The 17,100-nt window shown below is 48.2% G+C and carries 13 protein-coding genes; 11 read left to right on the top strand and 2 right to left on the bottom strand.

Features of this window, described 5'->3' with window-relative positions; genetic code table 11:
• The first annotated feature begins 137 nt into the window (after positions 1-137).
• Positions 138-1,400 carry a patatin-like phospholipase family protein gene (locus tag P0078_RS05200; RefSeq protein WP_282933415.1) on the top strand — a complete coding sequence of 421 codons (1,263 nt, stop codon included), beginning with the start codon at positions 138-140 and terminating at the stop codon, positions 1,398-1,400.
• 669 nt (positions 1,401-2,069) lie between these two features.
• Positions 2,070-2,963: a polysaccharide lyase gene (locus P0078_RS05195; RefSeq protein ID WP_282933414.1), complete on the top strand. Its 894-nt coding sequence runs from the start codon at positions 2,070-2,072 to the stop codon at positions 2,961-2,963.
• A 43-nt stretch (positions 2,964-3,006) separates the two neighbouring features.
• Here P0078_RS05195 and P0078_RS05190 read toward each other — a convergent pair whose 3' ends face one another.
• Entirely contained in the window at positions 3,007-3,735 is a 729-nt protein-coding gene (locus P0078_RS05190) for a pseudouridine synthase (protein WP_282933413.1), read from the bottom strand.
• A gap of 429 nt (positions 3,736-4,164) precedes the next feature.
• On the opposite strand from P0078_RS05190, the gene P0078_RS05185 reads away from it, so the two are divergent.
• Both P0078_RS05185 and P0078_RS05180 read left to right on the top strand, forming a co-directional pair.
• A complete protein-coding gene (locus P0078_RS05185; protein WP_282933412.1) occupies positions 4,165-5,373 on the top strand; it encodes an RtcB family protein in 1,209 nt (402 codons plus the stop codon).
• A 79-nt stretch (positions 5,374-5,452) separates the two neighbouring features.
• Positions 5,453-5,641, top strand: a complete 189-nt coding sequence (locus P0078_RS05180) for a hypothetical protein (protein WP_282933411.1) — start codon at positions 5,453-5,455, stop codon at positions 5,639-5,641.
• A gap of 21 nt (positions 5,642-5,662) precedes the next feature.
• On the opposite strand, the gene P0078_RS05175 is transcribed toward P0078_RS05180, so the two are convergent.
• Positions 5,663-6,052, bottom strand: coding sequence for a YchJ family protein (locus P0078_RS05175; protein WP_282933410.1), 390 nt, complete (start codon positions 6,050-6,052; stop codon positions 5,663-5,665).
• A gap of 152 nt (positions 6,053-6,204) precedes the next feature.
• Between P0078_RS05175 and P0078_RS05170 the strand changes: the two genes are divergently transcribed.
• The 7 genes from P0078_RS05170 (at position 6,205) to P0078_RS05140 (ending at position 17,058) form a co-directional block, all read left to right on the top strand.
• Positions 6,205-6,732, top strand: coding sequence for a TetR/AcrR family transcriptional regulator (locus P0078_RS05170; protein ID WP_282933409.1), 528 nt, complete (start codon positions 6,205-6,207; stop codon positions 6,730-6,732).
• Positions 6,733-6,768: 36 nt separating this feature from the next.
• On the top strand, positions 6,769-7,833 hold the full coding sequence (locus P0078_RS05165) for an efflux RND transporter periplasmic adaptor subunit (protein ID WP_282933408.1): 1,065 nt from the start codon (positions 6,769-6,771) through the stop codon (positions 7,831-7,833).
• 43 nt (positions 7,834-7,876) lie between these two features.
• Complete coding sequence (locus P0078_RS05160; RefSeq protein ID WP_282933407.1) at positions 7,877-10,984, top strand: efflux RND transporter permease subunit; 3,108 nt, start codon at positions 7,877-7,879, stop codon at positions 10,982-10,984.
• Positions 10,985-11,280: 296 nt separating this feature from the next.
• Entirely contained in the window at positions 11,281-13,482 is a 2,202-nt protein-coding gene (locus tag P0078_RS05155) for a hypothetical protein (RefSeq protein ID WP_282933406.1), read from the top strand.
• Between the two features lie 239 nt (positions 13,483-13,721).
• Positions 13,722-14,273: a GmrSD restriction endonuclease domain-containing protein gene (locus P0078_RS05150; protein WP_282933405.1), complete on the top strand. Its 552-nt coding sequence runs from the start codon at positions 13,722-13,724 to the stop codon at positions 14,271-14,273.
• A gap of 77 nt (positions 14,274-14,350) precedes the next feature.
• Entirely contained in the window at positions 14,351-14,578 is a 228-nt protein-coding gene (locus P0078_RS05145; protein WP_282933404.1) for a hypothetical protein, read from the top strand.
• A complete protein-coding gene (locus P0078_RS05140) occupies positions 14,548-17,058 on the top strand; it encodes a DEAD/DEAH box helicase (protein ID WP_282933403.1) in 2,511 nt (836 codons plus the stop codon). The genes P0078_RS05145 and P0078_RS05140 overlap by 31 nt, the downstream gene beginning before the upstream one ends.
• Positions 17,059-17,100 lie beyond the last annotated feature (42 nt).

Below are 17,100 nucleotides of genomic sequence, written 5' to 3'. Positions count from 1 at the left end.
TAAGTACACTTAAAAGATTCTATTTATCTTACCAAATATCCCCGACAACTCTGAAACTGAGTTGTATATGGGCATTTTTCTCAATAGCCTTTAAGCGGACTCTGTTGTTTGCGGGCTTGTTGTATTGGAAGAAAACTTTGTCGACAAGTAACAGTGAAAGTAACAAACCTGGCCAGCGTAACGCTCTGGTTCTCTCTGGGGGAGGTGCGCGCGCTGCCTATCAAGCGGGTGTTTTAAGGGCGCTTGCGGAATTGGTTCCAGAAGATAATCCTCGGCCCTTTCAAATAATCTGTGGCACCTCTGCAGGAGCGATGAACGCAATGCTTCTCGCCTCTCATACAGGCACCTTTAAAGAAGCTGTCGACAGAATGTGCTCAGTTTGGTTGCAGCTTAGTGTTGAGCAGGTTTATCGCACCAGTTGGCGTAGTTTACTTGGAAACCTGTTTTCTATCAGTCGTTCGCTCTTGAACCAAGGTGTGGGTAGACAAAAACCTTTGGCGCTCCTGGATAACAGTCCGCTGCGCAGCTTGGTTGAGCGCGAGATAAACTTTGACAATATTCAAAAAAATATTTCGGCTGGGCATTTGCATGCCACAAGTGTTAATGCGCTTTCTTATAGTGAAGGGCAGTCCGTCAGCTTTTTTCAGGGAGCGGAGAATGTTAAAGGATGGCAGCGGTTTCGTCGCTTTGGAGTGCCCACTCAATTAACCTCGGACCACCTATTGGCATCAGCAGCAATTCCTGCCATTTTCCCGGCGGTCAAATTGGATGGGGTTTATTTTTGCGATGGTGCCATTCGTCTGATGGCCCCGATTAGTCCGGCACTGCATCTCGGTGCCAAGCGTGTCTTTGTGGTGGGTGTGTCGGACAACCGTTCTCCAGCCCATTGGGGGAGTCGCAACAGTCCTGCGCAGATGGAGTCCCCTTCGATGGCGCAAATAGCTGCTCAGTTATTCAATGCCGCATTTATCGATAGCTTAGAGGCGGACTTGGAGCATCTGGATCGAGTAAATATGTTACTTGACTATGTGGATCCAACAGATCATTCCGATTTGAAATTGTTGCGTTCGGTAGAGTCGGTTGTTATTGAGCCCTCGCAGAGTTTAGGGCGTCTTAGTGGCAGAAAACTTGGTCACCTTCCCTCGGCGCTACGCTGGTTATTCCGCTCAACGGGTGCGACCAATCCCGGTGGCGGTGTTTCTGCAGCCAGTTATTTATTATTTGAAAGGCCATATATCGAAGAACTTATCGATCTCGGCTATCAGGATGCCATGTGGGAAAAAGATAAATTGCGCAGTTTTCTACAGCCGGAGCCGGAAGGTAAAACTGAGCGCAAGGGGCTCTTTGGGATTCGCAGTAAATCTCAAGAAGAGGCTTCTCACGGTAATTCTGAACACTGACCTTAGTTTCTCTCCCCTCATTGGCGTGACTAGCGTCTTTCATCTTAGTGAATATTTTTCCCTCAAGTTTCTAAAGGGCGTTAAACGCCCTTGAATCCATTATTATTCCGCCAAGGCGGCGGGAGTCTTTGCAAGCCTTTCACATTTATTTTCGCGCTCTCTTATAGTTGTCTTGGACTGTGTGTGCTCTCGCTCATCCGAACAAGTAGCTTCTATATTTAATAGTGATGTCAATGCTGTCGGGTATTATTCAAGATGTTTTCTGTGTTTTTACTCGTGACTCTTTTTTCATTTAGTACAGGTAATCAGGATTTCGCCCAGATGATCGGTAGGGTTGATCGGGTTGAATATTTGGGGGGAGGCTTGGTTGTTTCTGGGTGGGCTTGTCAGAAAGGAGTATTCAAGTCAGTTTCTGTTGGTCTTTATCTAGGTGGGGATAGTAGAAGCGGGTTTCCGATAAAAATTTCCAGAGCTGATCAGGCGTCGTCAAAAGGAATTGCCAATATATGTGATACCCAGGGCGTTCCCCATGGATTCAAGTTCTATTTGAATTATGAGGAAATGAAAAAATTTGTAAGAAAGAAGATCTATGTATACGGGTTTTCATCAAATCAAGGCAGATTCAGTGCAATTTCAAATTCTGGTAGATATCGGGTTGGGATCCCCTACATGAAATATACCGATATTACCTTGTTGCGAAGAACTTTTGATTTGCAACCACTGGCAACGTTTGATGATCAGCATTTAAATTTAATTCCAATGCCCGGTAATGGGTATGCACTGGAAGCTCAGTATATTCCTTATGAAAAGGGTTCTGAGAGAATTAGTACATCAACCCAATTAGCCAAATCTGTTTCATCGGCAACTCTCGCTTACGATGTGAAGTTTCATCGGAACTTCGAATTTGTTAAGGGCGGTAAGCTACACGGTCTTGCTGGTGGGGGGCAGGCTTCAGGATGCGTACCTATCGATCCGAAGAGTTGGAGTGTGCGGGTTAAGTTTGGTGCGGAGGGTAGGGTCGGGCTCTATACCTATCATCAGGATAGAGTCGCTCGGTGTGGAGATGGGTATCAAGGGAATGACAGCTTTAGATTTGAGCGGGATACTTGGTATCGGATTGAGTTGTTTGTGCAATTAAATAGCAGTGCAAATAATGCTGACGGATATATCGAGCTATTTATAAATGGCAAAAAAATTGTAGAGGAACAAGGGTTACGACTGACTGGTAGTGATAGGGTAGCTATTGATAAATTTCAGTTCAGTACTTTTCATGGCGGTAGTTCAGCTTTGTGGTCACCCTCCAAAAAAGTCTATGCCTACTTTGACAATATTTCAGTGAAGCAAGGGAGAAAGATATATGGCCTTAAGGGCGCTGTATGCGAAAATGAGAAAGCTGGAATATACAGTGGGTCGGGAGCTTGCTGTTCCAGCTCGTGTGGGGCCTGTGGCGGCCCTGGGTGCGGCCAATTAAATGGCGGAAGCTCAGCCTGCTGCACATCGGAAATTATTTATTCAGCGCCATTGTGCTCCTATCCTGGGCAGGTCGCCCCATGCACTATGTAAGGCTTGGCTTGAGGGGTTCTGAGTAACTTGGAGGCTTTATAAATTAAAGTTGCCATTTAAATCGCTGAATTAATTGCAAGAAACTTCCCTGTATTTCGCATTGTATTTTCAGCTGAGAACCACTCACCGGATGTTCAAGCTTGAGTTCAGATGCATGCAAAAGCAGTCGAGAGCACTCAAGTCTGTTGGCAAAGAAACGATTATGGGTTGACTTTCCATATTTCGGGCAGCCAATTAGAGGGTGATGGATATGCTTGAAATGCCTTCTTATTTGATGGCGCCGCCCTGTCTTCAATTGGATTTCTACTAGGGAATACCGGCTGGTCGGGTAGCGGTCAACCTCATAAGGTAACTCAATAGTCTCCAAGCGTCGGTGCAATGTAACAGCCTGCTGACGTGGCAGATCCGTTTTCGGTCGCTTCCTCTGGTGTTTGAAGTCGGCAACGGGGAGGGCATAGTCAATGATACCTTCTTCCGGGCTATATCCTCTACATACAGCAATATATTTTTTTGATGATAAATCACTTTCCAACTGCTGCTGTACCTGCGCAGCAATCTCGCTGCTTTTGGCAAAAATAATAACACCGGAGGTAGGCTTATCCAGTCGATGTACTGGATAAAGAAAGTTACCACATAGGTCCCTCAAATATTGCAAAAGTACACGCTTTTCATGGCGGTCTATTTCCGATCTGTGAACAAGCCACCCCTCTGGTTTATAAGCGGCAAGTAAGTAGTCGTCTTCAAAGAGAATGGTAGGTTCTTGAGTGGTCATTTTGGGGGTGTGGCGACTGGACTGTAATTTCGGTAACACGATTTTATGGCATAGTGAGCCCTCAAGCTATGTTGAAAAGTAAAAGTTGGTCAGTGAATTCAGGGTAGAATTTTTATCGATAGACCAAAAACAGGCTTGACATGGTACCAAATGAGAATAAACTGCACCTAAATTCCATTGCTGATCTGGTTTCAAGATTGGCATTCTAGTTGGCAGTATTTTTGAAGTGGATCGCACCACTAAGGAGCCGTGAAATGCGAAATGTAGATATCAAGAGTTTATTTGTTTAATCGCTTTTCACGCACTTGAGCTTGGAAAGTGATATTGCTTTCCAAGCCAGACCTCCTAAAAGCCCTGGCAAGTGCCGGGGCTTTTTTGTTTTAGCTTGGATTGCCGTTTCAGTTAAGTGGATTAATCCAGGGATAAAATATGCCTGTAAAAACAGTGTTAAATCGAAATGCACCGCCTGGCACGGTACCGGTAAAAATCTATACCGATGATATCGAGCCCAAGGCAATGCAACAGTTAAAGAATATTGCTCAGCTTCCGATTGTGCACTCCCATGTTGCTGCTATGCCGGATGTGCATTTGGGAAAGGGGGCAACGGTAGGATCGGTGATCCCAACGGTAAGTGCGATAATTCCTGCTGCCGTTGGGGTGGATATTGGTTGTGGAATGAATGCGGTGCGAACTTCGCTACAAGCCCATCAGCTGCCAGACAATCTGAAAGCACTGCGGGACGCCATTGAGGTGAAAGTGCCGGTTGGTCAGGGACGACATAAACTGATCAGCGCCAGGGAATCTGCCTGCAAACTTTTAGCTCCCGGTGTGGATAGATTGTTTTCAAAGCATCCAGGGTTACTGAAGAAGCTGCATCAACCACAAAAAACTTGGGTGACCCAAATGGGTACATTAGGGGGTGGCAATCACTTTATCGAAATTTGTATTGATGAGAGTGGTGCTGTCTGGGTGATGTTGCATTCGGGGAGTCGAGGGATTGGCAATGCTATTGGTCAGCATTTTATCCAGTTGGCCCGACGGGATATGGCTGGGCATATGCACAATCTTCCTGATAAGGATCTGGCCTATTTCTCGGAAGGCTGCCAGAATTTTGACGATTATATTGAGGCGGTTAACTGGGCGCAGGAATATGCACGCTGGAACAGGCAGGAAATGATGAAGCTTGTGCTTGGATGCCTGAAGGTAAGCTTGCCAAAGTTTACTTTGACTACAGAGGCAATTAACTGCCACCACAATTATGTTGTTCGCGAGCGCCATTTTGATAGAGATGTGTTCGTGACTCGCAAAGGGGCTATTAGTGCTCAGAGAGATCAACTGGGAATTATTCCCGGCTCTATGGGGGCTAAGTCATTTATCGTGCGTGGGCTTGGCAATAAGGAATCTTTTTGTTCTTGCGCACACGGAGCTGGCCGAAAAATGAGTCGTACAGCGGCTCGCCAGCGTTTTACCAGAAAGGACTTGGAAGATCAGACCCAAGGTGTGCAATGCCGTAAAGATAAGGGCGTTCTGGATGAGATTCCTGCTGCTTATAAGGATATTGATCAGGTGATGGAGAACCAGTCCGATCTTGTGGAGGTGGTGCACAGACTCCGCCAGGTAATTTGTATCAAGGGGTAAATAAGGAGGTATCAAATCAAGTTTTGAGTGAGAAGATATTTGGAAGAATGGATCTACAAAAAGTAAAAGGTGAAGTTTTATGAAAAAGAAAGAAAAAATTCGTAGTTACGTTGCGCGTAATCCGCTAATGAGAAAGGGAGGTGCCCACGTAAAGGCAAAATCTTCGGGGCGTTTCGCTAGCAAGCAGAAGCTGCGTAAAGAGGTGCGGGAGCGTGACTCCCGCCCCCAGGCCTTTGCTGCTATTTTTTCTTTGATATCGCCTCTTTAGCTAGCCGTGTTTTCTGCTAGCCTATTTCCCATCAGGCCAGTTGGGTAGAGCTTCCAAATATACCCAGCGCTTCTTAAATAACTTAAATAGTGAAATTTCGTGAATCAGGTGTTCTTGGTCATTTTCTGTATACCAAGCCTTAAATTCCACAATCGACTTTTTTAGTCCCGCCTTACTCTTAATAACTTCCAATTGTGTCCACTGGGTTTCAATATCCTCAGCTTGCAGTTCTGGGCAGGTGTCGGGATGCCAGGTTTTTTTCAGGTACCGAAAATTTCCGGTTGCAAAGGCCGTATAGCGACTGCGCATAACCGCTTCTGCATTATTGGGGTAAGCCTTTCCCGACAAATAGAGTCCGCAGCAGGTATCAAGGGGCTTGCCCGATCCACAGGGGCAGTACCGATCCGTCATAAATCACCTCTCCAGCGTGAGCTTAACGCTCTCGCAACACTTTTTAGCCATGTTTTCTGGTGGGGGAGCGTAGCATAGCTTGACCTTTGAAATGTTGCCGCTAAGATACCGACCAACCGGTTGGTTTTGATTGGTGATGCCCAGGAGGTCATGTGTCGAGAGTCGACAAAGCTGCCATTGTGCGAGCAGCAGAAGAAGTAGTCCGGGATCGCGGGGCGCGCAAGTTGACCCTGGATGCGGTGGCTGCACAGTGCGGGCTCAGCAAGGGCGGTTTGATTCATCATTTTCGAACTAAGCAGTCACTCCTGAAGGCGATGCTGGAGGCGGCAATAGCTCGTGAAGATGACAGTGTTGCCACTTTTGTGTCCTCCGGGGACAGCTTGTTGGTGTCGCGCTTGAAGAGCATTTTTGAATTGATGGAGGACGACAAGGGGCTGCCTCGCTCACTGATTGCCGCCGTGGCCGAAGACCCCATGTTGCTGGGGCCGGTAAAAGACAAAGAAGAGCAGCAGCGTCGCGATATCTGCGATGCGTATCGTGACCCGGAAATGGCGGAACTGCTAATCCTGGCGGCCCAGGGCATGTTCCTGGGTCGCGTACTCGGTGTTGTTGAGTCTGAAGACCCGATTATTGAACGTTTACAGGGACGTCTGCTGGCGCTCTCTGCCGACCTGAACTAAATCAGCCCCAGTTAATACAGTTTGTGGATGATGAATATGAATATATCGCCAAGATCGCGTTTCTCATTGGCCGTTTTGATCGCAGCAGTTGCAGTTCTGGCAGGATGCTCCGAATCGAAGACGGAGCAGGCGCAAGCAGAGCACGTCTGGCCCGTGAAAGTAGCTACCGTTGCCAGTAATGACCAGGTCAAAGATCGACAGTTTGCCGGTCGTGTTAAGGCAGTGCAGAGTGTCGATCTATCTTTCCAGGTTGGTGGGAAGCTGGACAAGCTCACAATTCGCGAAGGTGAAATTATTCCAAAGGGAACCCTGATCGCAGAACTTGATCAGCGGGATTACCTGCGCAGGGTAAAAGAAGCCCGATTAAATGTAGAGTTGCTGGAAAAAACCCTCAATCGTCAGCGCTCTCTGGCAGGGTCAAAAGTTATTTCACAGCAGCAGCTGGATGAAACGAAAAGTAACTTTGACTTGGCTAAAGTGACCCTGGAACGTGCTGAGCAGGACCTGGCTTATACCCAGCTAAGGGTTCCATTCGATGCTTTGGCGACTCGCCAGCTGGTAGAGAATTACACCAACGTCCAGGCCGGCCAGGCAATTGTCCGTTTGCAGAATATTTCTGAAGTTCGAATTCAAATCTCCGTGCCTGAAAAGCTGTTGGCCACGGTTAATGAAGAGCAAGTCAACTCCATGACCGCCGAGTTTGAATTTTTGCCGGGCAAGGAATTCCCACTTACCTACCGTGAGCACCAGGCTGAGGCAGACAGCGTTACCCAGACTTACGTTGTCGAGTTTGGAATGCCCCGCCCCGAAAATGTACAGATCCTTCCCGGCATGACCGCTCGCGTTAGTGTGAAGTTGAATAAAGCGAGTGGTGACCTGTGGGTTCCCCTTTCAGCAGTGCAGACTGGCCCGGAAGGTAAGCCCTATGTTTGGCAAATTAATGCGGACCAGTCTGTTTCCAAAGCTTCCGTGACCCTCGGGCGTACTGATGGTGAGTCGGTACAGATTAAGGATGGCATTAGCCCTGCTATGAAACTGGTTGCTACCGGCGGCCAGCACCTTTATGACGGTGCAAAAGTACGCAATTACGCACAGCACTAATTAGTGTGTTAGCTCTGGCCCTGTTAACAGTAGGGAAAATGTTGTGAAGATTTCTGACATATTTATAGAAAAGCCAGTTTATAGCTGGCTGTTGATGCTGATTTGCTTAATCGGTGGTCTTTGGGGGCTTTCAGATATTGGCCGCCTCGAAGATCCTGCGTTTACGATCAAGGAAGCCCGTGTTTACACCTTCTACCCAGGCGCTAGCGCCCAGCGTGTAGAAGAGGAGGTCACCGAAAAGCTTGAGGTGGCCATCCAACAAATGGGACAGCTGGACAAGGTCTCTTCCACCTCAAGTCCGGGAATGTCTGAAATTCGGGTGGAAATCAAAGATCAGTATGCCTCGCAGGAGCTTGCCCAGGTTTGGGATGAATTGCGGCGCAAGGTTAACGATGCTCAAAGTGATCTGCCCAGCGGTGCTTTACCCTCCGTTGTGAATGATGACTTTGGTGAGGTTTACGGTATTTATTATGCGATTACCGGAGAAGGGTTTTCGCTGACTGAAATGCGTGAAATTACCAAAGCGATTCGCCGGGAGTTACTGGGAGTTGAGGGGGTTGCCAAGGTTTCCCGCTCAGGCATTATCGACGAAGTGGCTTACCTGGATATTGATGAATCCCGCCTGGCCCAGTTTGGTTTTTCCCTGGATGACTTAGCGCAGGTACTGCAATCTGAAAGTTCGACCCAGAAAGTCGGCGAGATTGGAGGCCAGGATTTACGTACCCGTATACTGGTCGACAATCCTGCGAGTGACCTGGAATCCATTCGTAATATTCTCGTCGGCGTGCCCGGCTCTACCGCGATGCTGGCCGTCCGTGATATCGCCGATATTTCTCTCGGTTACGATGAGAGCCCCAGCTTTATTGCCCGATTTGATGGCAAGCAGGCCATTCTGCTGGGTGTGGCCGGTGCGGAAAATACCAATATCGTGAACGTTGGCAAGGCGGTAGAGGCCAGGCTGGAGCAGATTAAACAGGCATTGCCCCTGGGTGTAGAAATCCATCCTATCTACGAGCAGCATCAGGTAGTAGAGGAGAGTGTTGACGGTTTCCTCTTTAACCTGGTTTCTTCTGTCGTGATCGTTACTCTAGTACTTTGTGTATTTATGGGCTGGCGTTCCGGTGTTGTGGTTGGCACTGTCCTCGGTTTGACCGTTTTGGGCACCGTGTTAATCATGAACCTGTTTGGCTTGAATTTGCAGCGGATCTCTCTCGGTGCCCTGATTATCGCCATGGGTATGTTGGTTGATAATGCCATTGTGGTTGCCGAAGGGATGCTGATGGGGGTTCAGAGAAAAGAAGAGCCTAAGAGTGCTGCCAGGCGTGTAGTCCGCCAGACTTTCTGGCCACTGCTGGGCGCGACCATTATCGGTATTATGGCGTTCTCCGGTATCGGTCTGTCCGATGATGCTACTGGCGAATTCCTTTTCTCCCTGTTTGCGGTAATTGGTATCTCCCTGTTACTCAGCTGGATACTGGCGATTACTATTACCCCTTACTTGGGCTATCACCTGTTTAAGCCGGGTAAGCAAGCCGACTCGGAAGATCCTTACGATGGCCGCTTCTACAATATGTACTCCGGTGCTCTATCAGGAGCTTTGAAGCGCAGGGGCCTGACCATTGCAGTACTTATTGTGGTGACTCTGGTCAGCTACTTTGCTTTCGGGTTTGTGAAGCAGGGGTTCTTCCCCAATTCAAATGCTCCACTTTTTTATGTTAACTATTTCATGCCTCAGGGCAGTGATATTAATCGTACTGATAAGGCGCTTCAGGAAGCGACTGCATTCTTCCAGGAACAGGATGAAGTTGTCTCCGTGACGGCAGTAGCTGGTCGCGGAGCCGATCGCTTTATGCTGACCTATGCTCCCGAGCCACCCAATGCGTCTTATGGCCAGTTGATTGTTCGCACTGAAAACCGGGAGCAAATCCCTCAGTTGATTGAGAGCGCCAAGGCGAAGTTGCGTGTAGCGCAGCCGGAAGCATTGATTACTTTCAAGCGATTGGTGTTTGGTCCCGGTGGCGGATCGGATGTTGAAGTGCGTATTTCAGGTCCGGATTACCAGACACTGCGTACCATGGCAGTCAGTGTAGAACAGCAGTTCCGCGAAAAAGGACTGGAAGATATTCGTCACAACTGGCGCAGCAGAGAGCCTACTCTGCACGCACATCTGGATGATGAGCGGGCGCGAGTTGCCGGCGTTACCAATGCTGATGTCAGCCGTATGATTCAGTTTGCCACTGCGGGTTACACCGTTGGCGACTTTGAAAGCGGTGACCGTATTATCCCTATTGTTGCCCGTATGCCAGAGGGAGATCGCAATCAGGTGGGTTCACTGGAAGACCGCTTGGTGTGGAGCCCCAATGAGCAGGGTTATATTCCGGCAGGACAGTTGATTACTGATTTCGAGTTAACCGCTGATGAAGGATTGATCCAAAGACGCAACAGGGTGCCGACTATTACCATCAGTGCGGATGCGCCTGAAGGTGTTACAGCAATGTCAGCCTTTGGCCGTATACGTCCCTGGGTTGAAGAAATGAAGTTGCCACCTGGCTTCAAGATTGAATTCGGTGGTGAGTACGAAAGTTCTACCGATGCGCAGAAGTCGTTAGGTAAAGGTTTACCCTTGGGCTTCCTGATTATGATCCTGGTGTCGATACTGTTGTTCGGTACTGTTCGGGAGCCGGTGATTATCTGGCTGGTTGTTCCTATGTGTCTCGTCGGTGTTGTTGTCGGGTTGTTGGCGACGGGATTACCATTTGGATTTATGTCTCTTCTCGGTGTCCTCAGTTTGTCTGGTATGTTGATTAAAAATGCCGTGGTATTGGTGGATGAGATTGAGGTTCAGACTCATGCGGGACTGCCGAGGTTGACAGCTATCCAACGGGCCAGCGTTAGCCGTTTGCGTCCGGTATTCCTTGCCGCTGTCACTACTATTTTAGGAATGTCCCCGCTTCTGTTCGACGCTTTCTTTGCGGATATGGCGGTGACAATTATGGGTGGGCTTGGATTTGCTACGGTGTTGACACTGATTGCAATCCCTGTGTTCTATGCGGTATTCCACAAAGTGAGACCCAACGAAGTAATCGGCGGGGAAACTGAAACCAAAGAGAAACGCAAAGAGGCGGCTATTAGCGAACCTGTATCCGTTTAAAACATGCTAGCCCTAATTGGGGGCTGATTTAAGAGTCCCGTGCCAAGTTGCTATTCGCTTGGTACGGGATTTTTTTTGTCTTCGTTTTTCATCCATTAATTACCAGGTTGTTTTCTGAGAGGGAGATTTTCATTGAAACATATGAAGAGCTTTGTGCAGAAAATTAAATTTATTGAACTAAATTATTCTTCGTCTGTAATCAAACCTTATTAAGTCTGTCATTTAGCACAACTACTCTATGCCGCCTTTATAACTGGAACTGCCTTCGGGTGGGGAATCAACGCATTGGAGTGACAATGAAAAATCATAAATTTTTCAAAAGAGCAGCGTTAGCTATCGCTATACCGGCAATTTTGGCTGGTTGCAGTGATGATAATGATGATCCGGTAGTGGTAACTCCAGATCCGGAAGTGCCTGAGGAAGTCAGTCTATTTGAGTCAGTTGCTGGTTCTGAGGTTGCTGCGAATATTGGTCCCTCAACAATGCAGGTGCCACATGTTGTCGCCACGGCTGAAAACGTCAAGGTAATTAATCTGCTCAGCAATGGTTATCTCCCCACCGATTACTCCAGTGAAAACGTTCCCCAACAGGATATGCTTCCTATATTCGAGGAGCACCCAAGTCTCGATGCTGCGGATACGGATGGCCTTTATGTATTGTCTGGAGAACCCGATGGTTTGGGGTATCTGGATAATGACGACGATACATTTACCCTGTTTATGAACCAGGAGCACTACAACTTTGTTGGCGGTGATGGGGTGGTGCTGGAGAACTCAAATCGCAGTCTCCGATCGACAGGCACCTTCATTTCAAAGTGGGTAATCAATAAAACCACCGGGGAAATTGAGGGTGGTGAGGACCTGATTAAAGGTGTTTATGCCTGGCGGCGTACCCTGTATGACACGGATGGTGAGGTTGCTGAATCTCCAGGATATACCTACGTAACACAAATGAAACCCTATTTTGATGCGGATGGGGACCTTTTGAATACGGGAGCATTCGAACGCTTCTGCTCCGCAACTCTGCCAGCTGAAACTGCTTTCTATAATGCGGAAAGCGGCAAGGGCACCCAGGTGCGGATGTTCTTGACTGGCGAAGAGAGTGACGGTGGCGAAAGCCTCAAAACTTACTACGATGGTTTGGTTGAGAAGCGTGGTTATGAGGGGTTGCGGTTTGATGCTTTTGGTAGCATCAGTGGTGAGGCGAGAGCCAAGAGTGAGATCGAGTCTGTCTACGAGTACGATAAATCGGAAATTTATATCGGACGCGGTATCGCTGTTTTGACAACCGGAGACAATGCTGGTGATGCTTATGAATTGCCACTACTCGGTAAATCTCGCTTTGAGAATATCGTACCCAACTATAAAGCACAGGATAAAACCATACTGCTGTCTGTCGATGATGAACGGCCTCGGGGTGATGAGGATGATGCTTATCGCAATGGAGGTTTTCTCACAGTCTATGTTGGTGAAAAAACTAATGAAGGCAGTGAAGTTGATAAGGCTGGCTTGACCAATGGTGAGCTGTATGCGGTTCGGGTTCTGGATAGCGATGGCGCGCCGGTGGTTGATTTTAGTGATAGTAACAATCGAGCGCTGTTTGAGGATAACGAATTGATGTTTGAGTTGGTACAACTCTCCAGCCAGGATACCGACGGAGATGGGAAGCCAGAAGATATTCGCGATATGAGCCAGCAGGCCTTCCGCATTCATACCACTGGAATGGATGTCTCCCAGTGGCGTTCCCCGGAAGATGGTGATTGGGACCCATTAGATCCCAATAGCTTTTATTTTGGAGCCAAGTACGGTGTATACCAGCTTGAGTTTGCGGATATCACCAATCCAACAGATGGTGGAATCATCAAGAGAGTAGTGAGTAGCAAATCCGATGGCGATATAACTGACAACTATGAGAATTTCGACAATATGGCAGCGGTTGCTGGTGTCGATAATAAGACTCGCTTGGTGTTGCAATTTGATAAATCTAATTATTACTCACCAATCTACGTTCTCGACCCTGAAACCGGAGAGATGATTCGTGTTGCCGAATTTAACCCGGAAATTATTGGCGATAGTGAAGACGAGCTCGATCTGAAGATCGAGAAACAGCTGGCAAGTGGAGAATTGGAAGCTGAGCCTACTGAGGAGGAATACCAAATGCTGCTGGAAGAGCATGTGGCGAGTAAGCCCTACCGTCAATACTACTCACAATCCTCCAAGGTTCGCAGTGGGCTGGATGATACCGGGATAGAGGCTGCGCTCTCTACCGATGCTGAAGCATCCGGGGTTATTTATGTGGGCGATATTCTGGGTGATGGTTGGTTCTTGAGTTCAACCCAGTTTCACTATGATTTTGAAGGTCGAGTGGATAGTTACCTGAATTCCTTTAATGTGCGTGACCAAAAAAATGGTCCCACTACACAATTGATTCAGGAAATGATGGCCGGAGGACAGTTGCACGCAATCTATATCCCTCAAGCGGTAGGGCTGGACAAGTAGCAAAATCTATCGTTGATAAATTATGCCCTGTCAAGCGTTAATCAGGCAGGGCATTTTTATCAGGTGTAAAAAAATTGATCGAAATATCCTGCTCTTCATTACCCTTGCTATAGCCCTATTTTTTCATTTGGGGTGTTTTGTATAACGTTTGAACCATTTCTTATTGATTTGAACCGCCACATACAATTGGTACACACTTTCTTGTAACCTAGCGCTCTGGTTTGATTGGTAGTTGATGTATGAGCGTTCGGTCAGTTTCTAAGCTTTTTTCCATTGCTGTAGTTTTCTCCTTCAGTTTTTCCGCTTTTGCAGCGTCCTATGATCGGGCGGAGTGGCTGCCCAAGTGGTCTGATTCCGATCGGGATTGCCAGGATACCCGCCATGAGTTGTTAATTCGCTATTCACTGTCCCCGGTAACCTATACCCGCTCCAATCACTGCAAAGTAGACACCGGTTTGTGGCTGGATCCCTACACAGGCGGCTTCTTTGTAAAAGCTTCAGATCTTGATGTGGAACATATTGTGCCTCTGAAGTGGGCGCACGATCACGGGGGAGCTGATTGGACGCGCAAGCGAAAGCAGCGGTTTGCTGAGGACATCGAGAATTTATGGCTGGTTGATGACGGTCGTAACCAAAGTAAAGGCCACAAAGGGCCGGACAAGTGGATGCCGCCCTATGGACCGGTCAAGCAAGTTTACCTCAAGCGGTTTATGGCAATCGTAGATAAGTATGGTCTTCAATTGAGTGCGGGCGAGCGCCGCAAATATCAATCGCTAATGGCGGATGGCTGAGGACAAGTAATCTCCGGGGGGTATAACAAGGTTCCGGCATCCGTTAGAATTTTGTTGTCCCCCAGGAGTTATTTGCAATGCAGCACCACCCCAAGAAGTTAATCGAATACTTTCGGCGCTGCTATCAAGCTGACAGTTACGACCTCTCCCTCAACAATATTCTAAACCTCAAATCGAATCGGCGTCTGTTCTTAGATGAGCGGGACTATTGGGGGTTGATGAGTTACCACGTGTACCTGTCTCCGCTACTGCGGGAGCAAAACTGCTGGAACAAGTGGATGCTTACCGAAAGGAGCGGCGGCTGATTTATGGTTGCCTGTTTATTTGTGGTAACTACGCTCTCCAATCTGGACTAAGTGCAAAGCGCAAGCTCTGTGCACCACTACTTTATTTTCCCGCCAAGCTACATTTTGATGAGGATTGTTTTGTAGAGATCAACTCTGCAAACATTCACGTTAATCTCCCTGTTTTACGTCAACTGCTTAAACCTGATGTTGAGTCCTCCATAACAGATAGTTTCCCGGTGCTTGCTTCGCCACTGTCTTCGACACAGCTGGCTGACGTCGGTCGCTGGCTAACCCATTACACTATTTTGGAAAATGTGGAGGAATTGGGGCGCTGGCCTAACCTGAGTGGTAAGGCAGCTGTTGAAAGTGCATCGAAGGGTGCTCAGTTGTCCTTGGTCTCGGCGGGTGCGGTAATTCTTGCGGATAGATCAAGGGGCTCTCGTGGAGTACTGCACGAATTACAACTTTTAGGCAGGGAAAAAAGATTATCTCCTCCGTTACAGGCATTGCTGGGAGAGTGCCACTGGGAAACGGCACAGAAAGCGTGTGAGCCGGATATGCTGCCAGGTCTGTTGAGTGGGGCTCAGGAGGGGGCACTGGAAAATGCGGCTCGCTTTCCTCTTAGCCTTGTTTCAGGTCCGCCCGGTACGGGAAAGAGTTTTACGATCGCCGCTATGGTTCTCGATCGAGTGCTGCATGGTGAAAGTGTTTTGGTGGTATCGAAAAACCAGCAAGCATTGGATGTGGTGCGGGATAAATTGCGAGATGAGTACGGACTGACTCAGGGGTATGTACATCGAGAGGAGCGGGGTTTTATCCCCAGCTTAAAAGCTCATCTGGATAGGCTGCTGAAAGAGGGGGTGGAACTTCCAGAGAGAAAGCCTGCCCAGGTGAAGAGGGAACTGAAGAGGGCTTATCGAGCCTTGAGGGGCTTGGAGAAGCGCTTCTCCAAAGAGCTGGGATTGGCGCGCGCTGTTAGTGTAGGTCGATTTGCTCAGTGGGTAGCGCGACATGCCTGGAGCTTCTTTGCAAATCGATTGAGTGTTAAAAGTCTGTGGCAATCACAAGGTGCGATTGATGATTGTCGGCGCAACTTTGAAAGTCTGGCAAGTCAGTATTTGAATACTTATCGCCGCGATACATTGCACAGACTGCTGGAAAAGAATCGGGGTACCCTGAGCCAATTCAATCAAGCCTTGCGATCTCGAACTTCAAAAGTACAGGCGGAGCGCTTTGCCCAAACTGATATGCGGGTGGTAATGCAGGCGTTCCCCATATGGCTGGTGGAGGCAGATGAACTCAATGAAGTGCTGCCGTTATCGCCCGCCATGTTCGATTTGGTAGTCTTTGATGAGGCAACCCAGTGTGATATTGCGAGTTCACTGCCGGCTCTGTTTCGAGCTGAGCGGGCAGTGATTGTCGGTGACAGTAAACAACTGCGGCATGTTTCATTTCTTTCCCGCAACCGGCAGCAAAGTATCTGGCAGGGAGTGGTAAAAGATGCCGGGGTGCCGCCAAAACTGAGCTATAGGGATCAATCACTTTTGGATTTGGCTTCAGACGTGATTCCCACTCAACAAGCTGTTGTGATGCTGGATGAGCACTTTCGCAGCCATCCAGAGCTGATCGCATTCAGTAACCATGCTTTTTACTCCGGCCGCTTGAAAGTTATGAGGGCCAGGCCCAAACCATTACCAGAGTCGGCGCTAGAATTTTATCAACTTCCAGGGCGCCGGAGAAAAAATGGGAGAAACACTGTAGAGCGCGACTGGGTTATTGCGCAATTGAAAGCGCATTTCGAGCGCTATGCCGATGCTGCAATTCGGCCGTCGGTCGGTGTTTTGTCTCCCTATCGGGATCAGGCCGATTATTTGGAAGGGGAGTTGATTAAGGTCTTCTCCTCTCAGAAGTTACAGAGTTTTTCTGTACGCGTTGCCACGCCCTATGGTTTTCAAGGAGAGGAGCGAGATTTAATGCTTATCTCCATGGCTATTGATAGTCAATCGTTGCGGGCAGCCAGCTACTTAAACCGGGCGGATGTGTTTAATGTTGCAATTACCAGGGCAAAAGAAAAGCAGTTGGTTGCGTTGTCGATTGAGCCCCAAGCTCTCCCTACGGATCATCTCTTGCGTCAATATGTTGAGTTTCCACACTCCGTTGGCAGTCATTTGCAGGGTGATGAAATCGTATGTCGTTTTGCGAGTGAAGTTAGCCATTTATTAACCCAGCACGAAATTCCCCATTGGGTAGGCTTTCCTGTGGCTGGGCAGATTGTAGATGTGGTTTGTGCTGTGAGCGGGCGTTTTATCGGTATTGACCTGATTGGGTATCCCGGCGACTACGAGTCTTACTTTAGTGTAAAGGTCTACAAGGCATTGTATCGGGCGGGCATTCCGGTCTTTCCCCTGCCGTATATTAACTGGCTAAAAGACCGGCAGGGCTGCATCGAGCAGTTATTGACGATCCTTCAGCAGGAAGGAAAAAGTGCCTGTATCTGAAGCTGCTATTCCTGACGGTTAGTGCCGCTGCATAGGGCTCAG

The organism is Microbulbifer sp. VAAF005 (assembly GCF_030012985.1).
Classification (GTDB): Bacteria; Pseudomonadota; Gammaproteobacteria; order Pseudomonadales; family Cellvibrionaceae; genus Microbulbifer.
The sequence above is the reverse complement of the archived record's forward strand: the minus strand, read 5'-3'. Positions and strand labels throughout refer to the sequence as shown.